We start from the raw sequence: 15,348 nt of genomic DNA, 5'->3' as shown, positions 1-15,348 counted from the left end.
ATTGCTTAAGATTCTCCAAGCTCCTTTTTGATGCTGTTTTGGAATAGCTTGTCGAAACCTTGTCTTATACAGGTCAAACTATTTGGACAGTCAATGACGGTCTTCAGATGTTTTTGAGTATTCATTCAAGAAGCTGCATTTTTTCTTCCATCTTATTTTTGTTTAATTGGTAAATATTAGTGAATTTCTGGCCTAAATATGATAGAATAGGGGAGAATAACTTAGGAGGTTCCAAATGACTACTGAACATATGGAAGAATTGAATGACCAGCAGATTGTCCGTCGTGAGAAAATGGCGGCCCTTCGTGAACAAGGAATCGATCCATTTGGGAAACGATTCGAACGTACTGCAAATTCAGGTCAATTAAAAGAAAAATATTCAGAATTAGATAAAGAACAACTCCACGACTTGAACGAAACAGCTATTATTGCCGGTCGTCTTGTAACAAAACGTGGAAAAGGAAAGGTTGGCTTTGCCCATCTTCAAGACCGTGAAGGTCAAATTCAGATCTACGTTCGTAAGGATGCAGTTGGAGAAGAAAACTACGAGATCTTCAAAAAAGCAGACCTTGGTGATTTCCTTGGTGTTGAAGGGGAAATCATGCGCACAGATATGGGTGAACTTTCGATTAAAGCAACTCATATCACTCACTTGTCAAAAGCCCTTCGTCCCTTGCCTGAAAAATTCCACGGACTTTCAGATGTTGAAACCATCTATCGCAAACGTTATTTGGATTTGATTTCAAACCGTGAAAGCTTCGAACGCTTTGTAACCCGTTCAAAAATCATCTCTGAAATCCGTCGTTATTTAGATGGTCAAGGATTCCTTGAAGTGGAAACACCAGTGCTTCACAATGAAGCTGGTGGTGCGGCTGCCAAACCATTTATCACTCACCACAATGCGCAAAATATTGACATGGTGCTTCGTATCGCGACTGAGCTTCACTTGAAACGTTTGATTGTTGGTGGGATGGAACGCGTTTACGAAATCGGACGGATCTTCCGTAACGAAGGAATGGATGCCACTCACAACCCTGAATTCACTTCGATCGAAGTGTATCAAGCTTACGCTGACTTCCACGATATCATGGACTTAACTGAAGGCATTATCCAACATGCTGCGAAAGCGGTCCATGGTGATGGTCCAATTGACTACCAAGGAACAGAAATCAAAATCAACGAACCATTCAAACGGGTTCACATGGTTGATGCGATTAAAGAAATCACAGGTGTTGACTTCTGGAAAGACATGACCTTTGAAGAAGCTGTAGCACTGGCAAACGAAAAACATGTACCAGTTGAAAAACACTACACAGAAGTGGGACAAATTATCAATGCCTTCTTCGAAGAATTCGTTGAAGAAACCTTGACACAACCAACTTTTGTTTACGGTCACCCAGTAGCAGTATCTCCATTGGCTAAGAAAAATCCAGAAGATCCACGCTTCACTGACCGTTTCGAACTCTTTATCATGACCAAAGAGTATGCCAATGCCTTCACGGAATTGAATGATCCAATCGATCAATTGCAACGGTTTGAAGCGCAAGCGCGTGCCAAAGAATTGGGAGATGACGAGGCTACAGGCATCGACTATGACTATGTTGAAGCCCTTGAATATGGTATGCCACCAACAGGTGGACTTGGAATTGGTATTGACCGTCTCGTTATGTTGTTGACCAATGTAACAACAATTCGCGACGTCCTACTCTTCCCAACTATGAAATAAGCTAAAAGAAAACACTGATCGCAAGATCAGTGTTTTTTAGTCTTCCATATAAGAGGTGTCGTTCCAAGTGTCTAAGTGATAGTGCTCAAAATCATCTGTTGACAGAATCGTCACGCTGGCATTATCTAGTCCGCCATTTTTGCGGAGTTCTCCTGTGTCATAACCAAGCAAGGTTCGAATAGAAGCTGTCAAATTAGCCCCATGTCCAACGATGAGAACAGTATCGAGCTCTTTTCCTTTCAGGCTTTTTACAAAATCACAGGTACGTTTGGTCGTTTCATAGACAGATTCTGCATCAAAGATTTCATTTTGAAAGCGGGCTAGGTTATGGCGAAAGGCATCCATTTGTTGGGGATAGATAGCTGAAATGGTAGAAATTTTAGCACCTTCCAGTTTTCCTAAATTCCACTCACGAAGAGCAGGCGTTGCTTGCAATTCTAGAGGTGTCTCCAATTGATCGAGGATGATCTGTGCGGTATGGACTGTTCGTGGCAGATCACTTGCAAAGGCTGCATCAAAAGGAACACTAGCTAGGTGCTTTCCTAATTTTTCAAGCTGATGAATAGAGGCTGGTAACAGCGGAGAATCGCCATTTGATCCCTGAAAACGTCCCTCTTCATTCCATTCTGTCCGTCCGTGTCGAATAAAATATAGTTTCACAATCTTGTCTCCTTCTCTGTCGTTATTCCAAAATATCTGCAAAAGTCGCTTGTACGAAGTCTGCTAGAAGTTGTGGTTTGATTTGAATACTATGGCCGATTTCCCCAGCAGATACGATCATGCTCTCTAACTGAAGGGCTGATTCATCGATAAAGATTGGGAAAGGATGCTTTTGACGAATGCCCACCGGATTATTGGCACCATGAATATAACCTGTGGTTTTTTCGAGATCCTTTTGAGGAATCATAGCCACTTTCTTATTTCCCGATAATTTGGCCAATTTTTTCTCTGAAAGATGCTCCGTAATAGGAATGATCCCAATCACAGGACCCGTTTTATCACCTTTGAGAGCTAGGGTTTTGAAAATAGTAGAGCGATCAATCCCTTCTGGTAAGATCCCTTCTAAAGCGTTGATTTGTAGGCCTACGTGTTCAATTTTTGCTTTTGTCAAGATCTGCTCGACCAAGGTTTTTTTTACTTTATTTTTTTTTGCCATGGCTTTCTCCTTTTCTCTTTTTCTCTACAAAATCAGATTTCATTAGACCATTATAACATATAATAGCGACGATATTGTCTTCTCCTTAAAAATAGAAAACAGCAGAAAAAGTGAAGATCACTTGATCTGCTGTTTTAAGGCTATGAGGAAGAGTTATCTTTTTGTACCTTGAAAAGTTTCCGATAAATCGCTTCCTGGTCTTGCGTCGGAGCAATTTGGTTGAGATCCAAGTAGTGTGAGAATCCATTTAATTGCCCTTGAGAGGTATATTGATGCAAGTCGTATTCCGTGTTGGTATCTGGTGCAGCATTATAGTAGCCATCATCAAATCCATAAGTAGGAATCCAAAGAGCCGTAAATTTATCAGTGGAGATACTGTGTTCTTCCATGAAGTAGGTTCCGATATAGAGTCCAATATTTTTTGCACCCAAAGCTTGTAGTTTTGCTCGGAAAGCTTCAACGCCTGCATTCATATCCTTCATGGTTTTTTCTTCAACATCCAACCAATAGTAGGTCGGTTTATAAGGAGAAGCAGCCTTGTAAAATTCTTCTGCCTCTTTCTCCATTTCTTTTTTATCCTTGGCCGCGACATAAGCATAGACCGCGACAGGAATGTTCCGCTTTTGGAATTCTTGGATATGAGTTTGATAAGATTTATCCAGACCATTTAAGTAGGTCGCTGCATTTTCCTTTTTAGCTTGAGCACCACTGTGAACACGAACGATCACGCCCCCTACATTTTGAGAAAGGGTATCATAATCGATTTCACTTGGCAATTGCCAACCAGAAATATCAATGATCGGGCGACCAACCAGTTCTGGATTAATGTCTTCTTCTTTTTTTGAAGAAGAGGAAGCAGTTGTTGCTTTTTTTGATGTATTGGAGTTCGGAATGGTTTTGGTTGTTTCTTGTCGCTCTCTTGCTTGTAGATCGGCAATCGTTCGTGAAAGAACGAGAAAAGAAATGATACCGATAAAAAAGACCAAGAGAACAACGGGTTTTATCCTTTTTCTCATACAGAAACATTTTACCGTAAAAAAAACGAAAAGGCAAAACTTAATGCTTAAAAGATGCTGATTTCAGCCATTATTTTCAAAAAAAAGGAATCTTTTCATCGAAAAAGGATAAAAATATATGAAAATAAGAAGAATGATTAGAATATTTCTTGAAAATAGGGAAGAAGCCGAATCTTTTCTGGCCTTTCCTTGGTTTTGCTTCTTAAAAATGATATAATGAAGGTTGAACATTAGGAATATGGTGAATTATGAAAATTGAAAAAAGACATCTTTTAAATTATTCCATCCTCATTCCCTATTTGATTTTATCCATCATTGGCTTGATTGTTGTCTATTCGACAACAAGTGCCTTGGCAATTCAAAGTGGAGTGAGTTCGATTCGGATGGTACGGACACAGGGACTCTTTTTTATCCTTAGTCTCCTAACCATCGCCCTGATTTATAAATTTAGCTTAGATTTCCTTCGAAATAAAAAAGTACTGGCTGTTGTCATTTTTGCTGAAGTGATTTTGTTGATTTTGTCTAGGTTTATCACAGATACGGTCAATGGGGCTCACGGTTGGTTGACCATTCCTGGAGGGTTTAGTATCCAGCCAGCAGAATATCTCAAGGTGATCTTAGTCTGGTATCTAGCCTTGATCTTTTCTAAACGACAAGACGAGATCCGCGATTATGATTATCAAGCCTTGACCCACAATGAATGGATTCCAAGGAATTTAAACGATTGGCGTTGGCTGACCTTGATTCTGATTGGAATCGTTGTGATTATGCCGGACTTGGGAAATGCGACGATCTTGGCCTTAACGGTCTTGATCATGATTACGGCTAGTGGAGTGGGCTATCGTTGGTTTACCTCTTTACTTGGTTTAGTTGTAGGAGCATCCACCATTGTCCTTGGTTCAATTTGGATTATCGGTGTGGACCGTGTCGCTAAAATTCCTGTCTTTGGTTATGTAGCCAAACGTTTTAGTGCCTTCTTTAACCCCTTTAATGACTTGTCTGGCGCAGGTCACCAATTAGCTAATTCTTACTATGCCATGAGTAACGGTGGTTGGTTTGGCTTGGGGCTAGGAAATTCCATTGAAAAACAAGGTTACTTACCAGAAGCGCACACAGACTTTGTGTTTGCGATCGTGATTGAAGAATTAGGTTTTGTTGGAGCTAGCTTGATCCTTGCTCTCCTATTTTTCTTAATTCTTCGGATCATTTTAGTCGGTATTCGAGCAAAGAATCCTTTTAATTCGATGATGGCCATTGGGATCGGTGGGATGATCTTAGTGCAAACCTTCATTAACATCGGAGGAATTTCTGGTTTGATTCCGTCTACAGGAGTGACCTTCCCCTTCTTATCCCAAGGGGGAAATAGCTTATGGGTCTTATCCGTAGCGATTGCTTTCGTTTTGAATATCGATGCTAGTGAAAAACGGGCTAAGATGGAACAAGAAGGCATGGTTTTTGAAGAAAAAGGTAAAATCAAACCTTATTATTAAAAGGGAATTGTTGAATGGCTATTCAAAAAGGAGAAAAAATGGTCTTACAAAAATTAGAGAACTTCACAAATAAAGATATTATCAAAGAAGAAGCCGAAATCTTAACCAATTTATTAGATGATATTACGAAAAATTTGGTTCGTCCGGAAACCTTTGATAAAATTAGGCAGTTGAAGGATCTATCAAAAACACAGAACTATCGTGAGTTGAATCAAATAGTGGAACAATTGACAAATGAAGAAATGACAGTGATTTCACGTTATTTTGCCATTTTACCACTCTTGATTAACATCTCAGAAGATGTCGATTTGGCCTATGAAATCAATCATTTGAATAACGTGGATGGTGAATACCTCGGAAAACTTTCTTCAACCATTAAAGAAGTTGCAAAAAATGAAGATGCACAAGAAATTCTTGAAAATCTCAATATTGTACCTGTTTTAACAGCCCATCCAACTCAAGTGCAACGAAAAACCATGCTGGATCTAACCAATCATATTCATGCTCTTCTTCGTCAGCACCGGGATGTTAAAGCTGGTTTAATGAATGAGAATAAGTGGTATAACAACCTTCGTTGTAATATCGAAATCATGATGCAAACGGATATGATTCGTGACAAAAAATTGAAGGTTACTAATGAAATCACCAACGTCATGGAATATTACAATAGCTCCTTCTTGCAAGCTGTTCCAAACCTGATGTTGGAATACAAACGCTTGGCAAAAGAGCATGGATTAGAGCTTGAACAACCACGTCCGATCACAATGGGTATGTGGATCGGGGGAGACCGGGACGGGAATCCATTTGTAACAGCTGAGACCTTGAAGCGTTCAGCAACTATTCAAAGTGAAGTCATTTTGAACTATTACATCGAAAAGATTTCAAAATTATACCGTCATTTCTCCCTTTCAACGAGTCTTTCTAAAACAAGTGAAGCAGTAGCTGAAATGGCCGCCCTATCCAGTGATACATCCGTCTTTCGTGAAAAAGAACCTTACCGTCGGGCTTTCCACTATATCCAGTCAAAATTGATCCAAACCTTGGTCAATTTAAAAGAATGGACTATGGTTGGGGAAACTAGAGAAGATCGTTATGCTGTCGAGAGATTATTAGGGGCAAACGCTCATCAACAAGGGCCAGTTTCTGATTATATCGGCAATCGTATCTCTGGGGCTCTAAAGAAAATTTCTGAGAAAGAAGCTCCAGCTTATGCATCAGCTCAAGAATTTAAAGAAGACCTTGAAAAGATAAAAGATTCCTTGTTAGAAAACAAATCAGAGTATTTAATTTCTGGTGAGTTTGCAGAACTGCTAGAAGCCATCGATGTTTTTGGATTCTATCTGGCCTCTATTGATATGCGCCAGGATTCTAGTGTGCATGAAGCCTGTGTGGCAGAATTGCTGAAATCAGCTGGAATTAATGACCATTATTCTGATTTATCAGAGGATGAAAAGTGTCAAGTTCTCCTGAAAGAACTTTTAGAAGACCCACGTATTTTATCAGCAACTCATGCTGAAAAATCTGAACTGCTTGAAAAAGAATTGGCGATTTTCCAAACAGCCCGTGAATTGAAGGATCGTTTAGGAGAAGAAGTCATTCGTCAAAACATCATTTCTCATGCAACCAGTGTGTCAGATATGTTGGAATTGGCTGTGATGCTGAAAGAAGTGGGCTTAGTCGATACAGAAAAAGCTCGCGTTCAAATCGTACCTTTGTTTGAAACGATCGAAGATTTGGATCATTCAGAAGAAACCATGAGAAGTTACTTGTCTCTTCCGATTGCCAAACGTTGGATTGCTTCTAAGAACAACTACCAAGAGATTATGTTAGGATACTCTGATTCCAACAAAGATGGTGGATACTTGTCTTCTTGTTGGACCCTCTTTAAAGCCCAACAACAATTGACCGCTATCGGAGATGAGTTTGGAGTGAAGATTACCTTCTTCCATGGTCGTGGTGGTACTGTTGGCCGTGGTGGAGGTCCTACTTATGAAGCCATCACGTCTCAACCGTTGAAATCCATTAATGACCGTATCCGCTTAACTGAGCAAGGGGAAGTGATCGGCAATAAATATGGAAATAAAGATGCTGCCTACTACAACCTTGAGATGCTCGTCTCTGCAACCATTAACCGAATGATTGCCGAACAAAAGAGTCCATTCTCTATGTTTGATCGTTTCGGGGAAGTCATGGATAAAGTCGTGAATCGCAGTTACGATATCTATCGTGATTTGGTCTTTGGAAATGAGCACTTCTATGACTACTTCTTTGAATCAAGTCCGATCAAAGCAATTTCAAGCTTTAATATTGGTTCACGTCCTGCTGCTCGTAAGACCATTACAGAAATCGGTGGTTTGCGTGCTATCCCATGGGTCTTCTCATGGTCACAAAGTCGGGTGATGTTCCCTGGTTGGTACGGAGTAGGTTCTAGCTTTAAGGAATTTATCGATGAGGATCCTGAGAATATCGAAACCCTTCGATACATGTATAAAAACTGGCCTTTCTTCCAATCTCTCTTGTCAAATGTGGACATGGTCTTATCCAAAGCCAACATGGACATTGCCTTTGAGTACGCCCAATTGTGTGAAGAGGAAGAAGTTCGTAATATCTATCAGATCATCTTACATGAATGGCAATTGACCAAGGACATCATCTTGATGATTGAAGAGCAAGACGAGTTGCTCGCTGAAAACCCTTATCTGAAAGAAAGTTTAGATTATCGGATGCCGTACTTTAACGTTTTGAACTATATTCAGTTAGAATTGATTCGACGTCAACGGACCGGACAATTATCAGCCGATCAAGACAAGCTAATCCATATCACCATCAACGGTGTGGCGACAGGATTACGTAATTCAGGTTAAAAAAATCGGAACGACTGTTCCGATTTTTTTATTCCCTGAACCCAAAGAAGCAAAAGGTACAGAAAGGCTTAAATAGCAGATTTTAAATGAGAATTTTCAAAGCTAGATCAGGATCTTTCAGCAAGCTGATAAAATAAAAGAAAAGAAGAGGAATAATTAAGAAAATATAGGTAAAAGGCTTGCAATTTTATCTAAAATTCGATAGAATAGTAAGGAAAGTTAGACTGTATTGCCTACTGTCTATCTATAAAATATATTTTATTGGAGGCTTTTACTCAAATGGCAAAAGAAAAATACGATCGTAGTAAACCGCACGTTAACATCGGTACAATCGGACACGTTGACCACGGTAAAACTACCCTAACTGCAGCAATCACAACTGTTTTGGCACGTCGTTTGCCTTCATCAGTTAACCAACCTAAAGACTATGCGTCTATCGATGCTGCTCCAGAAGAACGCGAACGCGGTATCACCATCAACACTGCACACGTTGAGTACGAAACTGCTAAACGTCACTACGCTCACATCGACGCTCCAGGACACGCGGACTACGTTAAAAACATGATCACTGGTGCCGCTCAAATGGACGGAGCTATCCTTGTAGTAGCTTCAACTGACGGACCAATGCCACAAACACGTGAACACATCCTTCTTTCACGTCAGGTTGGTGTTAAACACTTGATCGTCTTCATGAACAAAGTTGACTTGGTTGACGATGAAGAATTGCTTGAATTGGTTGAAATGGAAATCCGTGACCTTCTTTCAGAATACGATTTCCCAGGTGATGACCTTCCAGTTATCCAAGGTTCAGCTCTTAAAGCTCTTGAAGGTGACTCTAAATATGAAGATATCATCATGGAATTGATGGATACTGTTGATGAGTACATCCCAGAACCAGAACGCGATACTGACAAACCATTGCTTCTTCCAGTCGAAGACGTATTCTCAATCACTGGACGTGGTACAGTTGCTTCAGGACGTATCGACCGTGGTGTTGTTCGTGTCAACGATGAAATCGAAATCGTTGGTATCAAAGACGAAATCCAAAAAGCAGTTGTTACTGGTGTTGAAATGTTCCGTAAACAACTTGACGAAGGTCTTGCAGGGGATAACGTTGGTGTGCTTCTTCGTGGTATCCAACGTGATGAAATCGAACGTGGACAAGTTATCGCTAAACCAGGTTCAATCAACCCACACACTAAATTCAAAGGTGAAGTTTACATCCTTACTAAAGAAGAAGGTGGACGTCATACTCCATTCTTCAACAACTACCGTCCACAGTTCTACTTCCGTACAACTGACGTAACTGGATCTATCGAACTTCCAGCTGGAACTGAAATGGTAATGCCTGGTGATAACGTGACTATCGACGTTGAGTTGATCCACCCAATCGCCGTTGAACAAGGTACTACATTCTCAATCCGTGAAGGTGGACGTACTGTTGGTTCAGGTATGGTTACTGAAATCGAAGCTTAATTCGATCTAGTTCCCAGATTAACAATTATATAGACAGACAGAAAACCCCGTGAAGACGGGGTTTTTATTTTGGTAAAAAGTAAAATGAGCTTGTGCAACCTTTCATTATGACGAAAATTATGGTAAAATAGATAGTATAAAATTAGAAAAAAGAGGTATGTGAAATGTCACGTAAACCATTTATCGCTGGTAACTGGAAAATGAACAAAAATCCAGAAGAAGCAAAAGCATTCGTTGAAGCTGTAGCATCAAAACTTCCTTCAGCTGACCTTGTTGAAGCTGGTATCGCAGCTCCTGCAGTTGACTTGACAACTGTTCTTGCTGCTGCTAAAGGTTCAAACCTTAAAGTTGCTGCCCAAAACACTTACTTTGAAAATGCTGGTGCCTTCACTGGTGAAACTAGCCCACAAGTTTTGAAAGAAATCGGTACTGACTACGTTGTGATCGGTCACTCAGAACGTCGTGACTACTTCCATGAAACTGATGAAGATATCAACAAAAAAGCAAAAGCAATCTTTGCGAACGGTATGCTTCCAATCATCTGTTGTGGTGAAAGCCTTGAAACTTACGAAGCTGGTAAAGCAGCAGAATTTGTAGGGGCTCAAGTTTCAGCTGCTCTTGCTGGATTGACTGCAGAACAAGTGGCTTCAACAGTTATCGCATACGAACCAATCTGGGCGATCGGTACTGGTAAATCAGCTTCACAAGACGACGCACAAAAAATGTGTAAAGTTGTTCGTGACGTTGTAGCTGCTGACTTTGGTCAAGAAGTGGCTGACAAAGTACGTGTTCAATACGGTGGTTCAGTGAAACCTGAAAACGTTGCTGAATACATGGCTTGTCCAGACGTTGACGGAGCTCTTGTAGGTGGTGCATCACTTGATCCAGAAAGCTTCTTGGCATTGCTTGACTTCGTTAAATAATGACATATAAAAAGGCGAGAGGTTTCTCGTCTTTTTTATAGTAGAAAAGACCAGCTACAAAGCTGGTCTTTTAAGTTAGGAACGTCCTAATAGTTTCTTAACGAGAGAAATCAGTTTGTATTTCAGAGGACTTGGGTAATAACGGAAGGTCCCCATCTTACGGACGATGTAGCCGTTGAAGTTTTGTTTGAAACGAAGAACACCGTCTGACCCGTCAAAGATTCCTTGAATACCAAGGAAGTTATATCTTGGGATACCACGTTTGATGGTTTCAAGCATCATATATTCCTGGAGAACAGCAGGAGCATAGAACTTATTAAATTCTGTATAAGAGCCACTGAATAAATAGGTGGATTCTTGTGGCATATAGACGAAGAGGCTACCTGCAAGAATGACGTCTTGATCTCCATATTTTTCAATATATTCTTTTGCGTCCCTCTTTCTCACCTCAAAGGTATCAAACTGGCTAGAGAATTCACGAAGTTGATTTTGTTTTTTCTCTGAATTGGGGTTGACTTCAAGATCCTTCTGTAATTTCTCAATCTTCTGTGCTAGTTTTCCTTGGTCTTTTTCAAGATTCGTGTAGTAATGGTGGAAGTTCAGTGTTGCGATCATGAAATCTGCATTGTCGCCAAAACTGTCATAGAAAGTTTGGTAATAATCCAAGGTCTTATCCTGATAGTCGCGACGGTCACTGGTAGAGGAAGTAATATCCTTAAAGAGTTGCAGTTCATCTCGGTTTAATCGTTTCAGTTCAATACCGAAAGATTTGGCTTTCTTGACAAGTGGCTTTCCTTTTTTACTGAAGCTCTTGAGAAGATTTTTCTCGGTGATACCCTCCATATCTTTCACATAATGCCAATCACCTTCTCCACCTGGATAACCTGTTGTTAAACCATCATGCTGATAGCCCAATTTTTTTAGGGTATCCATAAAATGGGTTTGCTCTTCACTGGTTGGATTGCCGTCACTGTCAAAGTTTTGATAGGTATCATAGGGCTTGATAACGAGTTCAATAGCCCCATTTTCTTTCGCATAGTCTTTTAAGGCTGCATAGAAGGGTTCTAGCATAGATTCCTCTTGGTAAAGGGGGCCAGAATTGATTTCCATATGGAGACCACCTGTCATAGGAAGACTGTACAAGATTGCTGCCACTTGGACTTGATCTTCTTGCTTCCAAGCGATAAATTGGACGGTATTTCCTCGCTTTTTAAGCAGATCTGCCATTTCAGCAGACTGGATAAAAGAGCGATGGGAGACAGTATTTGCAAATGAGGTAAATTCTTCTTTTGAAATTGTCGTAAGAGTCATGTAACTTTATTTACTCCTTAATTTTTTCCGGATCTTGTAGACTTTGTTTACAAGTGGATAGAGTGGACTGGTTGGGAGGTTGAATTCCCCAACAAATTCTTCAATGACAGGATTAAATTTAGATTTAAAATGATAGAGACCACCATCGAGTGAATTTTCAATGCCCCCCATATTTTGCCAAGAAGCACCACGGTCGAAAGCGTGTTGGGCAGTTTCATACCAGGTGAGGATAGCAGGTTGGTAACGGCGGAATTCTTCATCCATCCCTGCATAAACATTTTCAGACGTCCCACCGAATTCAAGGGTTAAGGTCCCAGATAAAGGAACGATCTGTCTACCTGCTTGGAGATGCTGTTCAAGAAATTGCAGTTCTTCCTCTATCCGCTCTTTTTCTTTTTGGTTATTCTCAACCTTGCCAGGCTTTGTTTTTTCTGTGAATTTTTCAGCCTCTGCCTTGTTTTTTTCAAGATCTTTTGTAAGGGAGGTTTTCCGTTTCTCGAGATCTAGCGTAGACAAGGTAATGTAGGATTGTCCTTGGTAGGTTGTGAGCAGTTTTTCGTAGTAGTCTTTTCCACGTAAATGAATGCTTTTACGAGCCTCAGTCTTTTTCATGAGAGAAGCAAAGTCCTCTAACAATTCGGTTCCGCCAAATTGGACTTGGATTCCTTTGTTTCGAGCAGTTCGGATGGCTTGTCGAGTAGATTTTGAAAGATCTTGCTCGGTGAAAAACTCTTTGTGGATATTTGCTTGAAAGCGTGGTTGGATATTTTCTGCCATATCACTGGTTCGGCCAGTCCATTCAACCCCTTCTTTAGTTAAGGTGTCGATCATCGCTTGCACAGTAGGAGCTTCCGTCTTTTCTTGTCCAATCAAGTGTTTACTCAAGAAAAGACTTGGATCAAATTTCACAAACAAGGCCTTGTATTGTTTGGCTATCTTTTTAAGGGACTGGATCACAAATGAAACCAGCTCTTTGTTTTGGTAATCCATGATTGGACCTCGAGGAATGTAGAGCATGGAAAAGCCAAGTGGCAGGGGTTGAATCAAGATGCTAGCAACAGCGACTAATTGGTCTTCTTGATAAAAACCAACCCGTTCATTTCCCCAATTATCTTTGATTTTTGCCCATGAGCTGCTTTGTAAGAGATTAGTTTGGTCACTCTGAATAACAAAGTCATCATGCTCACTAGCAGAAATTCCTAGCTGGTAATGGTACATTTCTTATAATACCCACTTTCTAATGGCGTATGCAACGCCAGATTCATCATTTGATTTGGTAATAGTTGTAGCAATTTTTTTAAGAGCTGGATTGCCATTCTCCATAACGACGGCATGTCCCACGACTTCTAGCATGGAACGGTCATTTTCCTCATCTCCGATGGCCATGGTTTCTTCTTGCTGAATTCCAAGTCGTTCAGCTAGATGAAGAACAGCTGATCCCTTATTGGTTGTTTTCCCTAGAATTTCTAAATAAAAAGGGGCTGATTTGACCATAGTGAAGCGATCCTTGAATTCTTTAGGGATTTTTGCAATCGCAGCATCTAGAATATCTGGTTCATCGATATACATGGCCTTGACAAATTCTTTCTCACGAACTTCTTCAGGCGTCCGGTAATAAAGGGGCATATTGACCAGTTGAGATTCATGAATGGTGTAGCGTCCGATATCGCGATTGCTGGTATAGATGCCGTCTTTAGTAATAGCATGAGAGTGGATTTGGAGTTTGTTAGCAAGAGACTCGATATCGAGATAGTCCTCATAATGTAAAAGGTCTTTGATGAGTTCTTTTCCAGTAGCAGTTTCTTGCACCAGACCGCCATTAAAGGTAATGACATAGTCTCCAGGATCCATCAAATGGAGTTCTTTTAAAAGTTTTGAGACCCCTGCGATAGGACGACCGGTTGTGATCACGATTTTAACGCCTGCGGCTTTAGCATCTTGAATGGCTTCAAATACGGAAGGTGTGATCTCTTTTTTTGAATTGAGGAGTGTACCATCGATATCGATCGCAACTAATTTAATGGACATCCGTCTCTCCTGTAAAATAATCATTGGTAATGTAAGAAGTGAATTCTTCTACTTGCTTACTGAAAAGTCCATTAACCTCCAGCATTTCTTTTGGAAAATAGAAGCGGTTGTCCCCATAGCGAGTTCCTGCTAAAGCAGCGACGAGTGGAGACAACTGAGATAATTCAGCGAGACTCCCATCTTTTCGGATCATCTCGATCTGGGTCCGTGGTTTTTCAAGCTCTGGTCGATAAATATCGTAAGGCAGGTCAAAATTTTGATGAATAGCGGTGTAGTAGGTTGGATTAAAGCCAACCTCTTTAATCAGTTTTTCAAGGATTGCTAAGTCTTTCCGCTTATCTTCTGTAAATAGAATCGACTTAAAGACTTTCCGATTGATATAGCGCTGAGCAAGATCAGACAAGATGGTATCCGGACTATCCATCCAGACTTGGAAATAGGTATTCATCACACCGTCATCTAGATTTAGGTAGTCTTGAATGGTGACCTCTTCTTCAAAAAATGGAATCAAGCGAGGTGAAGTCAGTTGAAAATACTCTTTCTGATCTGGATAAATGGTTCTAGCTCGTTTGAGAAGATTTTGAAGGAGGACTTCCATGGCACGAGTAGCCGGGTGGAAGTAGACCTGCATATACATTTGGTAACGGCTGACCACGTAATCCTCGACAGCGTGCATGCCATTTTGTTGGAAGGCAATGCCATTTTCAATCGGTCGAATGACGCGAAGAATGCGGGTCAAGTCGAATTTTCCATAGGAAGCACCTGTAAAGTAAGCATCCCGTAGTAAATAATCCATCCGGTCCACATCAATTTGACTAGAAATCAATTGCACCACTTGCTTATTGGGGTAGGTGTGGTCAATGACGCTGGCTACACGATTAGGGAAATCAGGTGCCACCTGTAAGAGGATCTGATTGACCTCTGTCTCTGGACTGGTGATGATCAGCTGGGTCATTTTTTCGTGATCGGTCCCAAAGAGTCCTTCGAAGGTATGGGAATAGGCACCATGCCCGATATCATGAAGAAGAGCGGCTGTCATGGTCAGTAAGTTTTCATCAGAATTCCATTGCTCTGCATACTTTTCCTCAAAAATGGACAGGATGCGTCTTGAAATTTCATAGGCGCCAAGACAGTGAGAAAAACGACTATGCTCCCCACCGTGGAAGGTAAAACCAGATGTCCCCAGTTGTTTGATGCGGCGTAGTCGTTGAAATTCTTTACTATTAATTAATTGATAAATGATGGGATGATCCACATGAACGTAATCATGTACGGGATCGCGAAAGACTTTTTCATTCATGGGTCTATTATAGCAAAAAAAAGCCTATTTTGCGATCTAGAGGCTAATAGGGGCAGTC

Annotated in this window: 12 protein-coding genes; 5 read left to right on the top strand and 7 right to left on the bottom strand. The window is 40.7% G+C overall.

Features of this window, described 5'->3' with window-relative positions; translation table 11 throughout:
- Nucleotides 1–235 precede the first annotated feature (235 nt).
- Complete coding sequence (lysS, locus tag O3629_RS00180; RefSeq protein WP_070665415.1) at nt 236–1,726, top strand: lysine--tRNA ligase; 1,491 nt, start codon at nt 236–238, stop codon at nt 1,724–1,726.
- Nucleotides 1,727–1,762: 36 nt separating this feature from the next.
- On the opposite strand, the gene O3629_RS00175 is transcribed toward lysS, so the two are convergent.
- The 3 genes from O3629_RS00175 to O3629_RS00165 all read right to left on the bottom strand — a co-directional run bounded on the left by O3629_RS00175 (nt 1,763) and on the right by O3629_RS00165 (nt 3,898).
- Nucleotides 1,763–2,386: a histidine phosphatase family protein gene (locus tag O3629_RS00175; protein WP_118396691.1), complete on the bottom strand. Its 624-nt coding sequence runs from the start codon at nt 2,384–2,386 to the stop codon at nt 1,763–1,765.
- A gap of 22 nt (nt 2,387–2,408) precedes the next feature.
- Nucleotides 2,409–2,882 (bottom strand): aminoacyl-tRNA deacylase, encoded by a 474-nt coding sequence (locus O3629_RS00170; protein ID WP_049497416.1) that lies wholly within the window; start codon nt 2,880–2,882, stop codon nt 2,409–2,411.
- A 140-nt stretch (nt 2,883–3,022) separates the two neighbouring features.
- Complete coding sequence (locus O3629_RS00165) at nt 3,023–3,898, bottom strand: GH25 family lysozyme (protein ID WP_254742225.1); 876 nt, start codon at nt 3,896–3,898, stop codon at nt 3,023–3,025.
- Between the two features lie 248 nt (nt 3,899–4,146).
- Between O3629_RS00165 and ftsW the strand changes: the two genes are divergently transcribed.
- The 4 genes from ftsW (at nt 4,147) to tpiA (ending at nt 10,651) form a co-directional block, all read left to right on the top strand.
- On the top strand, nt 4,147–5,388 hold the full coding sequence (gene ftsW / locus O3629_RS00160) for a cell division peptidoglycan polymerase FtsW (protein ID WP_045759674.1): 1,242 nt from the start codon (nt 4,147–4,149) through the stop codon (nt 5,386–5,388).
- 38 nt (nt 5,389–5,426) lie between these two features.
- Entirely contained in the window at nt 5,427–8,252 is a 2,826-nt protein-coding gene (gene ppc, locus O3629_RS00155) for a phosphoenolpyruvate carboxylase (protein ID WP_371608532.1), read from the top strand.
- A 279-nt stretch (nt 8,253–8,531) separates the two neighbouring features.
- A complete protein-coding gene (gene tuf, locus O3629_RS00150; protein ID WP_003008055.1) occupies nt 8,532–9,728 on the top strand; it encodes an elongation factor Tu in 1,197 nt (398 codons plus the stop codon).
- A gap of 164 nt (nt 9,729–9,892) precedes the next feature.
- The gene (tpiA, locus tag O3629_RS00145; RefSeq protein ID WP_003002560.1) at nt 9,893–10,651 is read left to right on the top strand and encodes a triose-phosphate isomerase; all 759 of its coding nucleotides are present in this window, start codon (nt 9,893–9,895) and stop codon (nt 10,649–10,651) included.
- A 75-nt stretch (nt 10,652–10,726) separates the two neighbouring features.
- On the opposite strand, the gene O3629_RS00140 is transcribed toward tpiA, so the two are convergent.
- Genes O3629_RS00140 through O3629_RS00125 form a run of 4 tightly spaced genes read right to left on the bottom strand, consistent with a single transcriptional unit; the run spans nt 10,727 to nt 15,290 of the window.
- Nucleotides 10,727–11,962, bottom strand: a complete 1,236-nt coding sequence (locus O3629_RS00140) for an aminoacyltransferase (protein ID WP_371608531.1) — start codon at nt 11,960–11,962, stop codon at nt 10,727–10,729.
- Between the two features lie 6 nt (nt 11,963–11,968).
- The gene (locus tag O3629_RS00135) at nt 11,969–13,180 is read right to left on the bottom strand and encodes an aminoacyltransferase (protein WP_031574026.1); all 1,212 of its coding nucleotides are present in this window, start codon (nt 13,178–13,180) and stop codon (nt 11,969–11,971) included.
- A 3-nt stretch (nt 13,181–13,183) separates the two neighbouring features.
- Entirely contained in the window at nt 13,184–13,990 is an 807-nt protein-coding gene (gene yidA, locus O3629_RS00130) for a sugar-phosphatase (protein WP_049507679.1), read from the bottom strand.
- Nucleotides 13,980–15,290, bottom strand: coding sequence for an HD domain-containing protein (locus O3629_RS00125; protein ID WP_013903868.1), 1,311 nt, complete (start codon nt 15,288–15,290; stop codon nt 13,980–13,982). The genes yidA and O3629_RS00125 overlap by 11 nt, the downstream gene beginning before the upstream one ends.
- Nucleotides 15,291–15,348: the final 58 nt, after the last annotated feature.

The organism is Streptococcus sp. 27098_8_12 (genome assembly GCF_041432115.1).
GTDB lineage: Bacteria > Bacillota > Bacilli > Lactobacillales > Streptococcaceae > Streptococcus > Streptococcus parasanguinis_V.
The sequence above is the reverse complement of the archived record's forward strand: the minus strand, read 5'-3'. Positions and strand labels throughout refer to the sequence as shown.

What these genes read in the sequence shown, in the direction of transcription:
- lysS (WP_070665415.1), top strand. Translation starts at nt 236, where the DNA reads ATGACTACTGAACATATGGAAGAATTGAATGACCAGCAGATTGTCCGT.
- O3629_RS00170 (WP_049497416.1), bottom strand. Translation starts at nt 2,882, where the DNA reads ATGGCAAAAAAAAATAAAGTAAAAAAAACCTTGGTCGAGCAGATCTTG.
- O3629_RS00165 (WP_254742225.1), bottom strand. Translation starts at nt 3,898, where the DNA reads ATGAGAAAAAGGATAAAACCCGTTGTTCTCTTGGTCTTTTTTATCGGT.
- ftsW (WP_045759674.1), top strand. Translation starts at nt 4,147, where the DNA reads ATGAAAATTGAAAAAAGACATCTTTTAAATTATTCCATCCTCATTCCC.
- ppc (WP_371608532.1), top strand. Translation starts at nt 5,427, where the DNA reads ATGGTCTTACAAAAATTAGAGAACTTCACAAATAAAGATATTATCAAA.
- tuf (WP_003008055.1), top strand. Translation starts at nt 8,532, where the DNA reads ATGGCAAAAGAAAAATACGATCGTAGTAAACCGCACGTTAACATCGGT.
- tpiA (WP_003002560.1), top strand. Translation starts at nt 9,893, where the DNA reads ATGTCACGTAAACCATTTATCGCTGGTAACTGGAAAATGAACAAAAAT.
- O3629_RS00140 (WP_371608531.1), bottom strand. Translation starts at nt 11,962, where the DNA reads ATGACTCTTACGACAATTTCAAAAGAAGAATTTACCTCATTTGCAAAT.
- O3629_RS00135 (WP_031574026.1), bottom strand. Translation starts at nt 13,180, where the DNA reads ATGTACCATTACCAGCTAGGAATTTCTGCTAGTGAGCATGATGACTTT.
- yidA (WP_049507679.1), bottom strand. Translation starts at nt 13,990, where the DNA reads ATGTCCATTAAATTAGTTGCGATCGATATCGATGGTACACTCCTCAAT.
- O3629_RS00125 (WP_013903868.1), bottom strand. Translation starts at nt 15,290, where the DNA reads ATGAATGAAAAAGTCTTTCGCGATCCCGTACATGATTACGTTCATGTG.